The 15,573-nt window shown below is 54.5% G+C and carries 14 protein-coding genes, 1 tRNA gene and 1 other RNA gene; 15 read left to right on the forward strand and 1 reads right to left on the reverse strand.

Going from position 1 to position 15,573, the window contains the following annotated elements:
- The first annotated feature begins 124 nt into the window (after positions 1-124).
- From GJ688_RS17275 to dnaX, 5 genes are all read left to right on the forward strand, one after another.
- A complete protein-coding gene (locus tag GJ688_RS17275) occupies positions 125-1,123 on the forward strand; it encodes an ABC transporter ATP-binding protein (RefSeq protein WP_155477775.1) in 999 nt (332 codons plus the stop codon).
- Entirely contained in the window at positions 1,120-1,923 is an 804-nt protein-coding gene (locus GJ688_RS17280; protein WP_155477776.1) for an ABC transporter permease, read from the forward strand. Before GJ688_RS17275 ends, GJ688_RS17280 begins: the two co-directional genes overlap by 4 nt.
- Positions 1,916-2,701: an ABC transporter permease gene (locus tag GJ688_RS17285; RefSeq protein ID WP_170292117.1), complete on the forward strand. Its 786-nt coding sequence runs from the start codon at positions 1,916-1,918 to the stop codon at positions 2,699-2,701. Before GJ688_RS17280 ends, GJ688_RS17285 begins: the two co-directional genes overlap by 8 nt.
- A gap of 262 nt (positions 2,702-2,963) precedes the next feature.
- Positions 2,964-3,229, forward strand: an RNA gene (gene ffs, locus GJ688_RS17290) — signal recognition particle sRNA large type.
- Between the two features lie 121 nt (positions 3,230-3,350).
- The gene (dnaX, locus tag GJ688_RS17295; RefSeq protein WP_170292118.1) at positions 3,351-5,345 is read left to right on the forward strand and encodes a DNA polymerase III subunit gamma/tau; all 1,995 of its coding nucleotides are present in this window, start codon (positions 3,351-3,353) and stop codon (positions 5,343-5,345) included.
- Between the two features lie 189 nt (positions 5,346-5,534).
- Here dnaX and GJ688_RS17300 read toward each other — a convergent pair whose 3' ends face one another.
- Positions 5,535-5,720 (reverse strand): hypothetical protein, encoded by a 186-nt coding sequence (locus GJ688_RS17300; RefSeq protein WP_155477779.1) that lies wholly within the window; start codon positions 5,718-5,720, stop codon positions 5,535-5,537.
- Between the two features lie 644 nt (positions 5,721-6,364).
- Between GJ688_RS17300 and GJ688_RS17305 the strand changes: the two genes are divergently transcribed.
- The 10 genes from GJ688_RS17305 (at position 6,365) to GJ688_RS17350 (ending at position 15,459) form a co-directional block, all read left to right on the forward strand.
- A complete protein-coding gene (locus tag GJ688_RS17305) occupies positions 6,365-6,676 on the forward strand; it encodes a YbaB/EbfC family nucleoid-associated protein (RefSeq protein ID WP_235911073.1) in 312 nt (103 codons plus the stop codon).
- Between the two features lie 3 nt (positions 6,677-6,679).
- A complete protein-coding gene (recR, locus tag GJ688_RS17310; protein ID WP_155477781.1) occupies positions 6,680-7,279 on the forward strand; it encodes a recombination mediator RecR in 600 nt (199 codons plus the stop codon).
- Positions 7,280-7,383: 104 nt separating this feature from the next.
- The gene (locus GJ688_RS17315; RefSeq protein WP_170292119.1) at positions 7,384-7,653 is read left to right on the forward strand and encodes a pro-sigmaK processing inhibitor BofA family protein; all 270 of its coding nucleotides are present in this window, start codon (positions 7,384-7,386) and stop codon (positions 7,651-7,653) included.
- 254 nt (positions 7,654-7,907) lie between these two features.
- Positions 7,908-11,405: a pyruvate:ferredoxin (flavodoxin) oxidoreductase gene (nifJ, locus tag GJ688_RS17320; RefSeq protein WP_207708836.1), complete on the forward strand. Its 3,498-nt coding sequence runs from the start codon at positions 7,908-7,910 to the stop codon at positions 11,403-11,405.
- Between the two features lie 403 nt (positions 11,406-11,808).
- On the forward strand, positions 11,809-12,411 hold the full coding sequence (locus GJ688_RS17325) for a hypothetical protein (protein ID WP_328597396.1): 603 nt from the start codon (positions 11,809-11,811) through the stop codon (positions 12,409-12,411).
- 33 nt (positions 12,412-12,444) lie between these two features.
- Positions 12,445-13,530: a transketolase C-terminal domain-containing protein gene (locus GJ688_RS17330; protein ID WP_155477784.1), complete on the forward strand. Its 1,086-nt coding sequence runs from the start codon at positions 12,445-12,447 to the stop codon at positions 13,528-13,530.
- A gap of 18 nt (positions 13,531-13,548) precedes the next feature.
- Complete coding sequence (locus GJ688_RS17335) at positions 13,549-14,313, forward strand: thiamine pyrophosphate-dependent enzyme (protein WP_155477785.1); 765 nt, start codon at positions 13,549-13,551, stop codon at positions 14,311-14,313.
- Between the two features lies 1 nt (position 14,314).
- On the forward strand, positions 14,315-14,884 hold the full coding sequence (locus GJ688_RS17340; protein ID WP_155477786.1) for a 2-oxoacid:acceptor oxidoreductase family protein: 570 nt from the start codon (positions 14,315-14,317) through the stop codon (positions 14,882-14,884).
- Positions 14,885-15,016: 132 nt separating this feature from the next.
- Positions 15,017-15,289: a 4Fe-4S dicluster domain-containing protein gene (locus GJ688_RS17345; protein ID WP_155477787.1), complete on the forward strand. Its 273-nt coding sequence runs from the start codon at positions 15,017-15,019 to the stop codon at positions 15,287-15,289.
- A gap of 94 nt (positions 15,290-15,383) precedes the next feature.
- Positions 15,384-15,459: transfer RNA gene (locus tag GJ688_RS17350), tRNA-Ala, on the forward strand.
- Positions 15,460-15,573: the final 114 nt, after the last annotated feature.

The raw sequence follows: 15,573 nt of genomic DNA on the forward strand, positions 1-15,573 counted from the left end.
TATCATAACAGTGAAAACGGAAACGGGAAAAGGGGAACCTGGGAAAAATAATATGATTTGTTTGAATTTTTACTGAGAATGTGGATTTGGATTTTGAATAGAGTCAGGAGAGGATGACCTCAGTATGATTGAGGCTTTGGGTTTAACAAAAGAGTTTCGCCTTTTTCAGCGCCGCGAAGGGGTCATGGGCGCCATTCGAGATTTATGGGATAGGGACTACCAGACGGTCAAGGCCGTCGACCAGATCGACCTCAAGGTAAACCGCGGTGAGATGGTGGGCTATATTGGCGCCAACGGCGCCGGCAAGTCGACGACGATCAAGATGCTGTCAGGGATCCTGGTGCCCTCGTCCGGTCATTTGGTCGTCAATGGCTTTGTGCCCCATAAGGAGCGGGTGGAGTTTTGCCGCCGTATCGGTGTTGTCTTCGGACAGCGCAGTCAACTCTGGTGGGATTTGGCGGTCAGCGAATCCTTTCGCCTGTTAAGCCGGGTGTACCGGATCCCCGAACCGGTCTATCGCCAGCGCTTAGATCGATTTGTGGAACTCTTGGAGATGGCTGATTTTCTACATATCCCTGTGCGCAAGCTTTCTTTGGGACAGCGCATGCGTTGTGAGTTGACAGCGGCCTTGCTCCATCACCCGGATCTGGTCTTTCTCGATGAGCCGACGATCGGTTTAGACGTGCTGGCGAAGGACCGCATCCGGCGGTTTCTCTTGGAGATCAACCGGGAACTGGGCGCGACCGTTTTGCTCACGACGCACGACCTCTCGGATATCGAAGCGCTATGCTCTCGGGTGGTCATGATCGACAAAGGAAAAATCGTCTATGACGGTTCCCTCGGTAACCTGCAGGACAGCTTTGGACAAGGCCGGACGATTAAGGTGGACTTTTCCGCGCCGGTAAGCTTGGCCGAGTTACAGGCATCCTTTGGCCATAGACCGGTACATTGGGAGACACCGGAAAGCCGGCGGGCGATCGCCACCTTTTCGGCAAAGGAAGTGGCGCCGGCGGAAGTCATGAAAATCTTAATCGATCAGTACCCGGTATTGGATATTGCCATCGATGCGACCAAGATCGAAGAGATCGTCAAGGAAATCTACCAGGGGTCGGTGATGGTATGAACGCCTGGATGAAGCTGCAGTATGAGGTCATGCGCATTCAGTTCATGAAGATGCTCGCCTACCGGGTTGTCTATTTTACGGGGGTCTTTAACTATGCCATCAACATCGGTGCCTATTATTTTCTCTGGGAGGCGATCTATCGCCACCGCTCCCTCATCGGCGGCCTCACCTTGGAGCAGATGGTCACCTATGTCGCCGTCGCATGGATCAGCCGGACCTTTTATTTTAACAACGTAGATCGAGAAATCGCTGATGATGTACGGACGGGAAAAGTGGCTGTGGAACTGGCTCGTCCCTATGATTATCTCACCTTTAAGATCTCTGGAGCCTTGGGAGAGGCCCTCTTCCGGCTGATCTTCTTCACGGTGCCGGGGTCGATCTTCGTCTATCTTCTCTTTCCTGTCGCTTGGCCGGCATCGGTGGCGTCTCTCGGCTGGTTTGGCCTCAGTATTATTTTGAGCTTTGCCGTCAACAACGCCATCAATCTGTTGACAGGGATGACGGCCTTTTACACCCTCAATACGACAGGAATCATCCGGGCGAAACACATCTCCATCGACTTGCTATCAGGGCTCATCGTGCCCATTTCCCTCTTTCCCGAAGGATTTCAGCTATGGCTCAAATGGCTACCCTTTCAGTCGATCGCCTTCGTGCCGACGATGATCTACACGGGAGCGCTGCAGGGGGACGCCTTATTCGATGCGTTAAGCCGCCAGTTCCTGTGGGCATTGCTGCTGTCGGTGATAGCTTGGGGTCTCTTTGCCGTGGCCCGGAGAAAGATGGTGGTGCAAGGTGGCTAGAGAGATTGTCTGGAACTATCTTCAACAGTATGTAAAAACAAAGCTGGCCTACCGGGCTGATTTCATCATCGAGTCGATAGCTGATTTATTGTACCAGGCGGTGAGTTTGGCCTTTGTGCTCATCGTCTTTACCCAGGTGCCCGATATCGCCGGATGGACTCGGGACGAAATCATCGGCATCGTGGGATATTTTATGGTCCCCTTTGCCTTGTTCAACTGTCTCTTTCGAGGCTCTTGGTACATTCGCGATCAGTACATCGTGGAAGGGCAGTTGGACCGGGTGTTGATCCGGCCGGTGAACCCGCTGCTGCAGATCTACCTGGAGATGATCGAACTAGAACCCCTCTCCGGGGCCGTTTTTGGGATCGCCCTGATGGGCTACGCCCGGAGCCGTCTTGGGATTGAACTGATCTGGTGGGAGCCTTTGGTATTCGTCATCTTAGTCGCCGGTTCGGTGCTCGTCTACGGAGGGATTTTTACGGCCTTGGCAGCGACCGGTTTTTGGGCGGAAGGTCGCTCCGGTGTATCCCCCTTGATCTACAACCTGACCGGATACGGACGCTATCCTGTTTCTATCTATAAAGGTGCGGTGCGATGGGTGCTCACTTGGGTCATTCCCTTCGCCTTTGTCGGCTTTTATCCGGGCGCTCTTTTTCTGCGTCACGATGAGCTCGCCCTATACGCCGGGCTGACGCCGGTCGTCGGGTTGGTCATCTTTGCATTGGGCTATCGCTACTGGCTCTATGGGCTGTCACGGTACCGGGGAACCGGCTCCTAAGGAGCCTATGGGACGTCCAAGAAGCGTCAAAATATGGACTCCTCTGTAAGTTAAAATTTACCGGGTTGACCAAAGCGGTGATTGGAGGTACAATAATATAGCTGTCGAAGTTACGTCGACAGTGTGAATCGGATTCTTTAGGCGAAATTCGATGGGATAGGAGTCCTGCGGCTGCAATGCCATGGAATCCCGCTTTACAAGTAGTTAGCCCATCGATATACTAGTGATACGCAGTTTTCGCCGATTGGATTGTTAGTTTTGGCCGTGCTACACGGGGCGTTAGCGGTGCCTTGTAACCCGCAATCCGCTACAGCGGGGTGGACGCCCGTCATGAGGGCCTGTCTTGTGGGGTCTGGCTTCTGCAAGTGGTGCTGACAGTTGGGTCCTGCGCAACGGAAACCTATAAACCCCGCCAGGTCCGGAAGGAAGCAACGGTAAGTAGGCCATTTCGGGTGCCGCAGGGGAGCCTGGCTCGAGCTAACTACAGAGGTAACGCTCGGAAGGCAGCGTTCGAGGTCGGGTGCACGGCCATTTAATATTTATGACAACATGTATAATTGACCAAGCTTTATAAAGAGGCTTCGGTTGTGCAATTCTAGGAAGGAAAGATGGTGAAAGACCATCTTTTTTCTGTATGTGGGAGGAAGACATGGCATATCTGGCATTGTACCGGGAGTGGCGCCCCCAGACCTTTCATGAGTTGGTCGGCCAGGAACATGTGAGCCGAACCTTGCTCAACGCCATCACCTATAAACGGATCGCCCACGCCTACCTCTTTTGCGGCCCTCGGGGGACGGGAAAGACGACGACCGCCAAGATCCTGGCGAAAGCCTTAAACTGCACTACCGATGGAAAAATCAAACCTTGCAATCAATGTGCCAACTGCCAGGCCATCAACAGCGGCGCCTCTCACGACGTCTTGGAGATCGATGCTGCCTCCAACCGGGGCGTCGACGAGATCCGGGAACTGCGGGAGCAGGTGAAATATGCCCCCCAAGAAGGAACATACAAGGTGTACATCATCGATGAAGTACACATGTTGACGACGGAGGCCTTCAATGCGCTCTTAAAGACACTGGAAGAGCCGCCGGCGAACGTCATTTTTGTTCTCGCGACGACGGAAGTGCATAAGATTCCGGCGACCATTTTGTCTCGATGCCAGCGTTTCGACTTTCGACGCCTCGCTGTCGACGAGATCGCCAATCGCCTCGATAAAATCTGCGGCCACCACGGCATTGAAGCCACTCGGGACACGCTGCTTTTCATCGCCCGCAAGGCCGAAGGCGGGATGAGGGATGCCCTAGGGATTTTGGATCAGTGCGTGTCCTTCGCCGGACAGCAGATCGGCACAAGCGATGTGACCGCCATTTTAGGTGCTGTCGCCGACGAGGTGCTTTTTGAATTGAGCCAGGGCTTAGCAGAAGGGCGCTTATCCGATGTGCTCTTGAAGCTCAATGAGTTGATCAACCGTGGCAAGGAAGTCCGTCCGCTGACGCAGGATCTGATCGAGCATTTCCGGGATCGGTTGATCTTGAAGACGGTACCTTCGGCAGAAGATCTGGTGGACATGCCCGGGGACATTGCGGCCCTGGTAAGGGAAAAGAACGACGCCTATCAAGCGGAAGAATTGCAAGGGTGCATCTCCTTGCTGAGCCAGGCCGAAAACGACATGAAGTGGACCACCCATCCTCGCATCCTGCTGGAAGTCGCCTTCGTGCGCATCTCCCGCCGGGAGTGGCCAAACAGCGGCGAAGGAGCGTCCGTGGGCAGTACCGCGGCGGCTGGCCGTCGAGCGGCTGTGCTCAACGGAAGGATAAACGGCGGCAGCCCCCAGGGGGGTGCGGCAGCTGCTTCGATGAATGGTGCAGGGGCGTTTTCGGGAAGTGGGACGGCCATACATTCAGGACAAGGAATATCGCCGTCGCCGGGGGGAGCAGCTGGCGGCTCAAGCGAGATGGAATTGCGGGCCCTTCGCCGGCGCATCGAGAGCCTGGAAGCAAAGCTGAGAGATTTACAACAGGCAGTGGAGAGCTCCGGTGGCTCCATCGGTGAAGCCAAAGAGAGCCCCTTTGTCGATAAGCAAATCCGTCCTGCCGCACCGATCCGCCCGGTGCCCGTTGCGGCGCCCGAGGAGACGATGACAGCGGCACCGTCGAAGACGTCCGAACCTCCCTTGAGTTTTGACCAAGTCAACGATTGCTGGCCTGATGTGTTAGGACAAGCCGTAGAACGGATTTCGCCGCTGAAGCGGTCCATTCTGCGGGGACAAGCCCGCCTGGCCGAGGTAGAGCAAAACCGGATTATTCTGGTCCACGACAATCCGCTCTTTAATCAGACGAATGATCCGAGGCTGGCCGATGTATCGACGGTCCTCAAGGAGGAGTTTTCCAAAGCCTTAAACCGGCCAGTGGTCGTCGTCCTTTCTCATGAAAGCCAGTGGAAGCCAAGCCCGGCGGCACAACGGGGAGGCGCCCCAAAGGGTGAGGCCCAAAGGGAAGCGGGTACATCAGAAGCCCAAGCTACGCAAGCTGTTCCCCTTTGGGCCGATCCCACCTATATTCGGGAAAAGGTCTTTCACGATCCGAATTTACCGATAGAATTTGTTGACGATGATCTCGATCAAGGAAAAAGGCCGGAGGCATGACTGCCCTCGGCCTTTTTCCTTGGTACGGAATGGTGTGGGATTACCGAAACTGTATCCAGCGGCGGTTACGGAGACTCCAGCGGATTCCCAGACGGGCCACGTTATACATAAGATAACCGCGAAGACCCATCGGTATTAACCGAGCCCACAAGCGTCTCATCCCACCACCTCCGAAGCTAGCTTGCCCCGTTAGGGCGTTCTTATCACCTGTTTGCCGATGTCTCCCGTCAGCATCTCCGAATGACCTTCACCAAAGGCTTTTGCGGCCGATTCTTCCGTCTCCTCGAAATCGTCCGGGTTCAGGTTCTCGGAAAGCTCTTGCTGCAGGCGAGCGGGATCTTTCGAGATCTTGCCACTGTCGCGACCTTTGTCCATGTTGCTATCACCTCAGCTATAGCTTAAACCGTCCGAAAAAACCTTATCAAAAATCGCGGTTGAAAATATTGACATCCGTTCAAATCTGCTCTATACTTCGCTTATTCTTAATATCCTTAACAGAAACTTAACCGAAAAACCGCTATCTTCACAAGGCACACTGCTCCGTTCAATGTCCGACTTTACAGGTTTGCAGAAAATATTCATGAAGGGAGGGGGGCCCCGTGATCGATATCGGCTTGGTCCTCTTGGCTGTCGTCATCACCGGCCTGCTCTTTGAGAGCCTGAAAACAGCGCCCAGATAATTAAAGGAGGGGTACCTATTTTACCGCGTTACGAATAACACTGCCGCAGGATGTCCAAAAGGCTTCCTTTGCGGCAGTGTTATTTTTTTATATGAAACTTGTCCCCGTCGTTTCCCTTCACAAAGTTCACTCTCGATAACAATCTGTCCAAATCACTCACCTTGCCGTTGTAATTCAGATTTTGCCATTCACGAAATCGTCTCCTAGAAAGAGCATCAGAGCACGGTCTTTGAGGTATTCCTTGGGCTTTTTTTCTGGATGCGCACTTTATATCGCTGTAGAATTGTGGTAAACTACTGACGCTATAAAAGGAAGGGGGAACCTCCATTGTTCGGAAATATGGGAAACATGCAAAAGATGATGAAACAAGTGCAAAAAATGCAAGCGGATATGGCCAAACTCCAAGAGGAATTGGCGGAACGGACCGTCGAAGCCACTGGTGGCGGCGGTGCCATTAAAGTGGTCGCCAACGGCAAAAACGAGATCCTCTCGATCAACATCGCTCCGGAAGCGGTCGATCCCGACGATGTGGAGATGCTGCAAGACCTCATTTTGACGGTCGTCAACGAAGCGCTGCGCAAAGCCCAGGAGATGGTCGCTCAGGAAATGTCCAAAGTCACTGGTGGAATGAAAATTCCCGGCCTCTTCTAACCGATGCTGTACTACGCAGAACCTGTTAGCCGGCTGATCGAAGAACTGTCCAAACTCCCCGGTGTCGGTCCCAAGACGGCCCAGCGGTTGGCCTTTCACCTGTTGAATGTGCCGCGGACCGAGGCCGTCGCTTTGGCCCGGTCCATCGTGGAGGCTCATGATAAAACCCTCTATTGCTCGGTCTGTACGAATCTCACCGACAGCGACCCTTGCCGGGTCTGCGGTGATACCAATCGAGACCGCAGCGTCATCTGCGTCGTCGAAGAACCGCGGGATGTGGTCGCTGTGGAAAAGACACGGGAGTACCGCGGTTTGTACCATGTCCTGCATGGCGCGTTATCGCCCATCGAAGGAGTCGGCCCAGAACAGCTTAAAATCAGCCAACTCATGACCCGGCTCGGCGATCCGGAACTGCGGGAAATCATCGTCGCCACCAACCCCACCGTCGAAGGGGAAGCGACGGCGGCATACCTTGCTCGTTTGATCAAGCCCATGGGGATCAAGGTCTCCCGGATCGCCCATGGCCTTCCCGTCGGCGGCGATCTGGAGTATGCCGACCAGGTGACCCTGCTGCGGGCCATCGATGGCCGAAGAGAGCTATAAATACACATTTAAGGAAAGAACCGGACAGCCTCGGTGCAGGCTTGAGCCGGTTTTTTTGTTCTGTTTTTTAGGGACAAGCGTAGATTGGTATGGGGGTGAAAAATGTGGACATCTCTGCCCAGCAATTGACCCTGATCGGCCTGGCGGTGTTGCTCCTGATGGTCGCCGGCCACCTGTTCTGGCGACCCATGCGTTGGGTCTTCACCGTCGCCTTCAATTCCCTGCTCGGAATCCTCATGCTCGGCGGCACGAACTTAGTTGGCGGCTATTTTGGCTTTACCTTGCCGGTAAACTTGGCGAGCGCTTTGATTGCCGGGTTTCTCGGAGTGCCTGGTATGATCTTGTTAATAATGTTGAAATATTTAATGATCTAACAAGATCATTGACGGAAAGGAATACCATTTATATAATTCTTCTTGGGCGAGCCCAGTGTCCAATCCCTAGACGGATATATCCGGAAAAGTATACATTATACTTTCTGTTTTTTTGTGCATGAAAGCAGGAAGTTCAAGCTAACCGTCGAAGTATATTGACTTCTGAGAGCGAATCATGGGAAGATTCAAATAGCCCTAAGATTCAAACTTTTAGAATATTCTTTGAAAGGGGATTGTGAACCTTGCCCAAAGTCATGAAAACGATGGACGGAAATAAGGCTGCCGGCTATGTATCATATGCTTTTACCGAATGTGCAGCCATCTACCCCATCACTCCTTCCTCCAACATGGCGGAATACGTCGATGAGTGGAGTGCGCAAGGAAAGAAAAACATCTTTGGACAGACAGTAACCGTTGCCGAAATGCAATCGGAAGCGGGTGCTGCCGGGGCCGTCCATGGCTCTCTGACTGCCGGTGCGCTGACCACTACATACACCGCTTCTCAGGGCTTGCTGTTGATGATCCCAAACATGTACAAAATTGCCGGCGAACTGCTTCCTGGCGTCATGCACGTATCGGCTCGGGCCGTTGCGGGACACGCTCTCAGCATCTTCGGTGACCATTCTGACGTCATGGCTTGCCGCCAGACCGGATGGGCCATGTTGGCCTCCGGCGGTGTTCAAGAAGTTATGGATCTGGCCGGTGTAGCCCACCTGTCAGCCATCAAGTCGCGGGTGCCCTTCCTGCACTACTTTGACGGCTTCCGGACCTCTCATGAGATGCAGAAAATTGAGGTCATCGATTACGAAGATTTCGCCAAACTGCTTGACGAAGAGTCCTTAAAAGCCTTCCGGGCCCGCGCTCTCAATCCGGAGCACCCCGTCATCCGGGGCACCGCCCAAAACCCGGACATCTTCTTCCAAGCGAAAGAAGCCTGCAATCCTTACTACAATGCCGTTGCGGACATTGTGGCCGAATATATGACCCAAATCAGTGCGATCACCGGCCGCGATTATAAACCTTTCAACTACTACGGCGCCGAAGATGCCGAACACATCATCGTGGCGATGGGATCGGCTTGCGATACGATCGAAGAGACCGTCGACTACCTCTTGGCGAAAGGTGAAAAAGTGGGCCTCATCAAAGTGCGCCTCTATCGTCCCTTCTCGGCCAAGTACTTCTTCGACGTACTCCCCAAAACGGTCAAGAAAATCGCCGTCCTCGATCGTTGCAAAGAGCCTGGAGCTCTCGGCGAACCTCTCTTCGAAGACGTGCGTACCCTCTTCTACGAATGTGAGAATAAACCTCTCATCATCGGTGGCCGCTATGGCTTAGGCTCCAAAGAAGTTCTGCCTTCTGACATCAAAGCCGTCTATGACAACCTGAAGGCAGCCGAACCGAAGCAAGGCTTCACTGTCGGCATCGTCGACGATGTGACCTTCACTTCGCTCGCACCGGCTGAATTCATCGACGCAGCCCCCGAAGGAACCATCCAGTGCAAGTTCTGGGGCCTCGGCTCCGACGGCACTGTGGGCGCGAACAAGCAAGCCGTCGAGATCATCGGGAACAACACCGATATGTACGCCCAGGCGTACTTCGCCTACGACTCGAAAAAGTCTGGCGGCGTGACCGTTTCGCACCTGCGCTTCGGCAAAAAGCTCATCCGCTCGCCCTATCTCATTCACTCGGCTGACTTCATCTCCTGCAGCAACCAGGCTTACGTCTACCAGTACAACCTGCTGGCCGGCCTGAAAGAAGGCGGCACCTTCCTGCTGAACACGGTATGGTCGCCGGAAGAACTGAATGAAAAACTGCCGGCCAAACTCAAGCGTTATCTGGCCGAAAAGAAAATCAACTTCTATACGATCGACGCGGTCCACATCGCCAAGAAACTCGGTCTCGGCAACCGGACTAACATGATCATGCAATCGGCCTTCTTCAAGCTGGCCAATGTGATCCCCATCGACACAGCTGTCGGCTACTTAAAAGACAGCATCAAAAAAGCTTATGGCCGCAAAGGCGAACAGATTGTCGCCATGAACGAAGCCGCTGTCGATGACGGCATCAATGCCCTGGTCAAAGTGGAAGTGCCGGCCGCATGGGCAGGCGCTGTCGATGAAGCCGCTGTCACACAAGACGTACCGGAATTCATCGAAAAAATCCTGCAGCCCATGAACGCTCTACAAGGCGACAACTTGCCTGTCAGCGTATTTGCCGATACTGCCGACGGCACTTTCCCCTTGGGAACTTCCCGCTATGAAAAACGGGGCGTCGCTGCCTTCGTTCCCGAATGGAACAAGGACACTTGCATCCAGTGCAACCAGTGTTCCTTCGTCTGCCCCCATGCGGCGATCCGTCCCTTCCTGCTCAATGCCGACGAACAAGCGAAGGCGCCGGAAAGCTTCGAAACCATCAAGGCGATCGGCAAACAACTGGAAGGTCTCACCTACCGCATGCAAGTGAGCCCTCTGGACTGCATGGGCTGTGGTGTCTGTGCCGCTGTCTGCCCGTCCAAGCAAAAGTCGCTCGTCATGCAGGACGCCGGCAGTCAGGCCGAAACACAGCTTCCAAACTGGAACTTCGCCTTCTCCAGTGTATCGGTGAAAGATAACCTCCTGAAGCTGGACACCATCAAAGGCAGCCAGTTTGCCCAACCGCTGCTGGAATTCTCCGGCGCCTGTGCCGGTTGCGGTGAAACGCCGTACGTCAAGCTGATCACCCAACTCTACGGTGACCGCATGATGGTCGCCAACGCCACGGGCTGTACCTCCATCTGGGGTGCCAGCGCGCCGTCCGTACCGTACTGCACCAATGCCGAAGGCAAAGGACCGGCTTGGGCGAACTCCCTCTTTGAGGACAACGCCGAGTTTGGTTACGGGATGCATATCGGGGTCATCAAACGGCGGGAAAAACTAGCCGAATTCGTCAAAGCAGCCTTAACCTTAGATATCGATGGTGCCTTGAAGGATGCCTTCGGCGAATGGCTGGCCGCTTTCGATGATGCAGAAGGCTCCAAAGCAGCGACGGCCAAAATCCTCCCGCTTCTCGAAGGCCAAGACCATCCTGTGCTGGCCCAAATCGCGGAACGGGCGGACCTCCTCATCAAGAAGTCCCAGTGGATCTTCGGCGGCGACGGTTGGGCTTACGACATCGGTTACGGCGGCTTGGACCACGTGCTAGCCTCCGGCGAGAACGTGAACATCCTCGTCCTCGACACGGAAGTGTACTCCAACACAGGCGGTCAGTCTTCCAAATCCACCCCGATGGCAGCCATCGCCAAGTTCGCTGCCTCCGGTAAACGGACGAAGAAAAAAGACCTCGGTATGATGGCCATGTCCTATGGATATGTCTACGTCGCCCAGATCGCTATGGGCGCTGACATGAACCAGACGATCAAAGCCATCAAAGAAGCCGAAGCCTATGACGGTCCTTCCTTGATCATCGCCTATGCGCCTTGCATCAACCACGGCATGAAGTCGGGCATGGCCAACTCGCAAGCCCAAGCGGCGAAAGCCGTCAAATCGGGTTACTGGCACCTCTATCGTTATAACCCGCTCCTTAAGGAAGAAGGCCAAAATCCTTTTGTCCTCGACTCCAAAGAGCCGACGGAATCCTTCCGCGACTTCATCATGAGCGAAGTGCGATTCAATTCCCTCATCCGGACCTTCCCAGATCAGGCGGACCAACTCTTCGCCAAGACCGAAGAGGATGCCAAAGACCGGTACGCCATGTACAAACGACTGGCTCAATAAGATCAAAAAGCTCTCTCGAGGACGGGGTATTACCCCGTCCTCGCTGTCTAGCAAGCTTTTTTCCAAATATTTTGCCCAGAATTGAGAAAAGAATAACTTGAACGTTGCTCCTCAGGGATGAGGGGCGCTATTGAAATGAAAAAACGGGGATGGTATCCTTCAGGGAGACGAAGCGCATTTCGATGTTTTTCTAAAGATATTTACATACTGAGAAGGGATTATTAGCGTACGAATTGCAAAAAGCAAGTTATTTTATGCTCTTTCATGGGAAATGCGGCATGATTCTACCGACCTCGGGGAAAATAAACGATAGCGGAGGTGGTGCCCGATCACTGGCTCAGAACAACAGCGGGTCGTAGAAGCATACATCGGCGAGTATGCCAGCGGCAAAAGCGAAAATGCCGTGAACCGTGCTCTCGAACTCCTGGAGCAGGGCCGCCCAGTGACCTTGGTCGACTTAGATGTGGTGGAACCCTTCTATACCCTGCGGCCGATCAAGCGGGAACTGGAAGCGAAGGGCATGACCGTGATCGCCTGGGAGACCCGGGACACGATGGGACTCGGCGAGGCAGGCACCTTGATCCGAGGGGACATGCTCTGGTCGCTCCACCGAGAAGGGGACATCGTCCTCGACATCGGCTACGGCGTCGAGGGCTCTAAAACGCTCAATCTCCTTCACGGGGTCGGGGAGCAGAAAGACTTGCGCATCAACGCCGTCATCAACGCCTCCCGGCCCATGACCGCTTCCGTCGATGACATCATCGAACATGTGCGAGCACTGGGACGGGTCGACGCGCTCATCAACAACACCCACCTCGCTGATGAGACCGACATCGCGCTCATTCGAGAGGGAGCCCGCCTGGTATCGGAAGCCGCGCAGGTGCTCAATCTGCCCGTGGAAGCCACCGCAGCCGACGAGAAGTTTCGCGGAAGCCTTACCGAGGACGATGTCTTGGGACAACCGATCCGTTTTTTAACGCGCTACATGCCTCGAACCTTTTGGTAAAACATATCTAGCTTCAGGAGGTGCTCCTCACTCATGGCAGACAAGCCGATTCAAGGGGAAAAACGCATGTTCATGACGGGCAACGAAGTGTGCGCTTATGCCGCACTCGCCGCAAACGTCGATGTCATGTACGGCTACCCCATCACACCTCAAAACGAAATCATGCACTACTGGACGCGCTTAGCGCCCAAACACAACCGGACGTTCCTCCAGACGGAAGACGAGATCTCTGCCGGCTTTACCACCTGCGGCGGCGTCATGTCCGGCAAACGTTGCTTTACAGCGACGGCCGGTCCCGGGAACACGCTCATGCAAGAAGCCATGTCTATGGCCGAAATGATGCGCATCCCTGCCGTCTTCATCATTCAGCAGCGGGGCGGCCCATCGACGGCGACGGTCATCTACTCCCAGCAGGAAGTGACCATGACCTGCTTCGGCGCCAACGGCGAAGGCCTGCGTGTCGTTTACTCCACCTCGTCGCACCAAGAACTCTTCGATTACACCATTAAGTCTTTCAACGTGGCCTGGAAATACCGGTTCCCCACCTTCGTCTTAGGCGACGGCTACCAGGCGAAGATGCGTGAGTCTGTCACGATCTATGATCCGGAAGCCCGCGGCATTCAGATGGTGGACACGTATCCTCTCGTCGGCCTGCCTGGCATGCCCGGCGTCGATCGCGATCCGGCGCACCTGCGCAACACCTACAACACCGAAGAAGAACTCTATGAGGTCGTCAAGGATCTCGTCGACGCCTACGAAAAAATGGCTCCGGAGATCGTCGAGCACAGCACCATGGAATGCGATGACGCCGATGTGGTCATCTTGTGCCACGGCATCGTCTCCCGTGCGGCCATCGAAGCGGTCCGCAACCTTCGTGCCGCCGGCGTGAAAGCGGGATTCTTCCGGCCGATCACTTTGCGACCTTTTGCGAAAGACGCCCTGCGTCCCATCGCCGAAAAAGCGAAAAAGCTGCTCATCGTCGAATCGTCCCAAGGCCAGTTTGCCAAAATCGTCACCGACGCTCTCTATGGCCTGACGACGCCCATGGAAACCATCTTTAAGCCGGGCCTCGGCATCACATCCGACGAAATCGTAAATAAAGTCAAGGCCATGATCTAAGGGGAGGGTCGAAGCACCATGACAGTAGCAACGGTATTAGAACCGAAAATGCCTAAATGCTGGCGGCAGGAGACGAAGCCTCATAAATTCTGCCCCGGCTGTGGTCACGGCGACATCTTAAAAGCCCTAGGCACGGCCATCGATGAACTGGGTATCCAAGATCGGGTGGTCTTTGGCTGTGATATCGGATGTTCCCTCTTATCCTGGGACCTCTTTAACTGCGACTCCATCCAAACCCACCATGGACGGACCACCCCCGTCATGACCGGTGTCAAGCGGGCTCGCCCCGACCGGATCTGCATCGCCTACATGGGTGACGGCGGCGGCTACGCTATCGGATCGCAGCACCTCGTCAACGCGGCCAGCCGGAACGAAAAAATCCTCGTCATTGTGGCGAACAACGTCCAGTACGGCATGACCGGCGGCCAGATGGCGCCGACGACCTTGCCGGGGATGAAGACCGAAACATCTCCCTACGGCCGTGATCCCGAATCGACGGGGAACCCGACTCTCGGTCCGGAAATGGTCGCCGCGATCACGCCAGATAGTGCCTATGTGGCCCGGGGGACCATGGCGAACTTGCGCCAACTGACCCAGATGTTCAAAAAAGCCCTGCAAAACCAGATCGACGGCAATGGATTTTCTTTTGTCGAAGCCCTGTCGGCCTGCCCCACCAACTGGCGGACCAATGCGGCTAAGACCTGGGAGTTCGTCGAGAAGGAAATGACCAAATACTTCAAGGTCGGCGAACTGAAAGCTCCCGCCAAGAAGGAGGGGCAGTAAGATGTCCAAACTCGTCAAGATCGCCCTGGCCGGTGAAGGCGGTCAAGGGGTGCAGTCGGTCGCTGAGATCATCACCGAAGCGGCCAATGAAGAAGGCAAAGAAGCCCTCTATATCCCGAACTTTGGGGTCGAACAGCGGGGCGGCGTATCCATCGCCTTCGTACAGATTTCCGATAAAGAAAAAGTCGGTTCGCCTAAATTTGAAAAGGCTGACATCGTTATCGCCTTGTCCGACCGGGCTGTCCGCCGCTGTGCCCAGTATGTGGACGGAAGCACCGTTTTCGTCTACGATACGGCCATCGAAGGTGTCGAAGACGATCTGCCGAAGGGCGCCAAAAAGGTCATCGGCATCCCGGCCATCGAAACAGCGAAAAACGAACTTCACCCCCGGGTCTTCAATATCATCATCATGGGCGCTGTGATCCGCTCCACGCACGTGGTCAGCGAAGATCAGGCGAAAAAAGCACTGGAAGACAGACTCGGTTACAAATTCGAACAAGACCCCAAGCTGCGTGAACTGAACTACCGTGCGCTGGAACGGGGTATGCAGTTGGTGGAAAGCCACTTATAGACCGTATCCACCCCCAAAACCGGTAGAGAAGGTACGAACCTTATCGCAAGGAACGTCCTACAAACCCTATCCGGTTGTATGAACGATATTATGGAACGGTCTACCCCGACCGAAAAGGAGGAAAATCTCCAAATGGCCGAATGGAAGGTATATTCGATCGAGAGCGGTAAAGGGCGTCATAGCGTATTCCCGGGCTTATGCAAGGGCTGCGGACTATGCATAGAGAAATGTCCTACCGACACGATCACCTGGTCGAAGAAGCTTGGCGTCTATGGCACACCGGCCGTAGAAGTACAGCAGGACCCTGCCTGTATCGCCTGCGGCATCTGCCAGAACGTCTGCCCGGACTGCGCTATCGTCGTCGAGAAGCTGAAGCCGGAAGAGCAGAAGAGCCCGAAGGCGTAAAAAACGCAAGATTATCAAGACTATAAGGATAAAAAAGGTAGCCGGATGCGACTTGCATCCGGTTACCCTTTACGCTATAATATTTTTATCACGTGGGGGTGTAGCTCAGCTGGGAGAGCGCCTGCTTCGCATGCAGGAGGCCAGCGGTTCGATCCCGCTCATCTCCACCAATAAAACTAAACAATCGTCCCTCCTTATGGAGGGGCTTTTTTTTATGAAAATGTCCTCTTATCGTTAGAAAAGTTCTTCAAAAAAAGCATGGCAAATTAGGGCTACCAAATTGG

The organism is Heliobacterium mobile (assembly GCF_009720735.1).
Classification (GTDB): domain Bacteria; phylum Bacillota; class Desulfitobacteriia; order Heliobacteriales; family Heliobacteriaceae; genus Heliobacterium; species Heliobacterium mobile.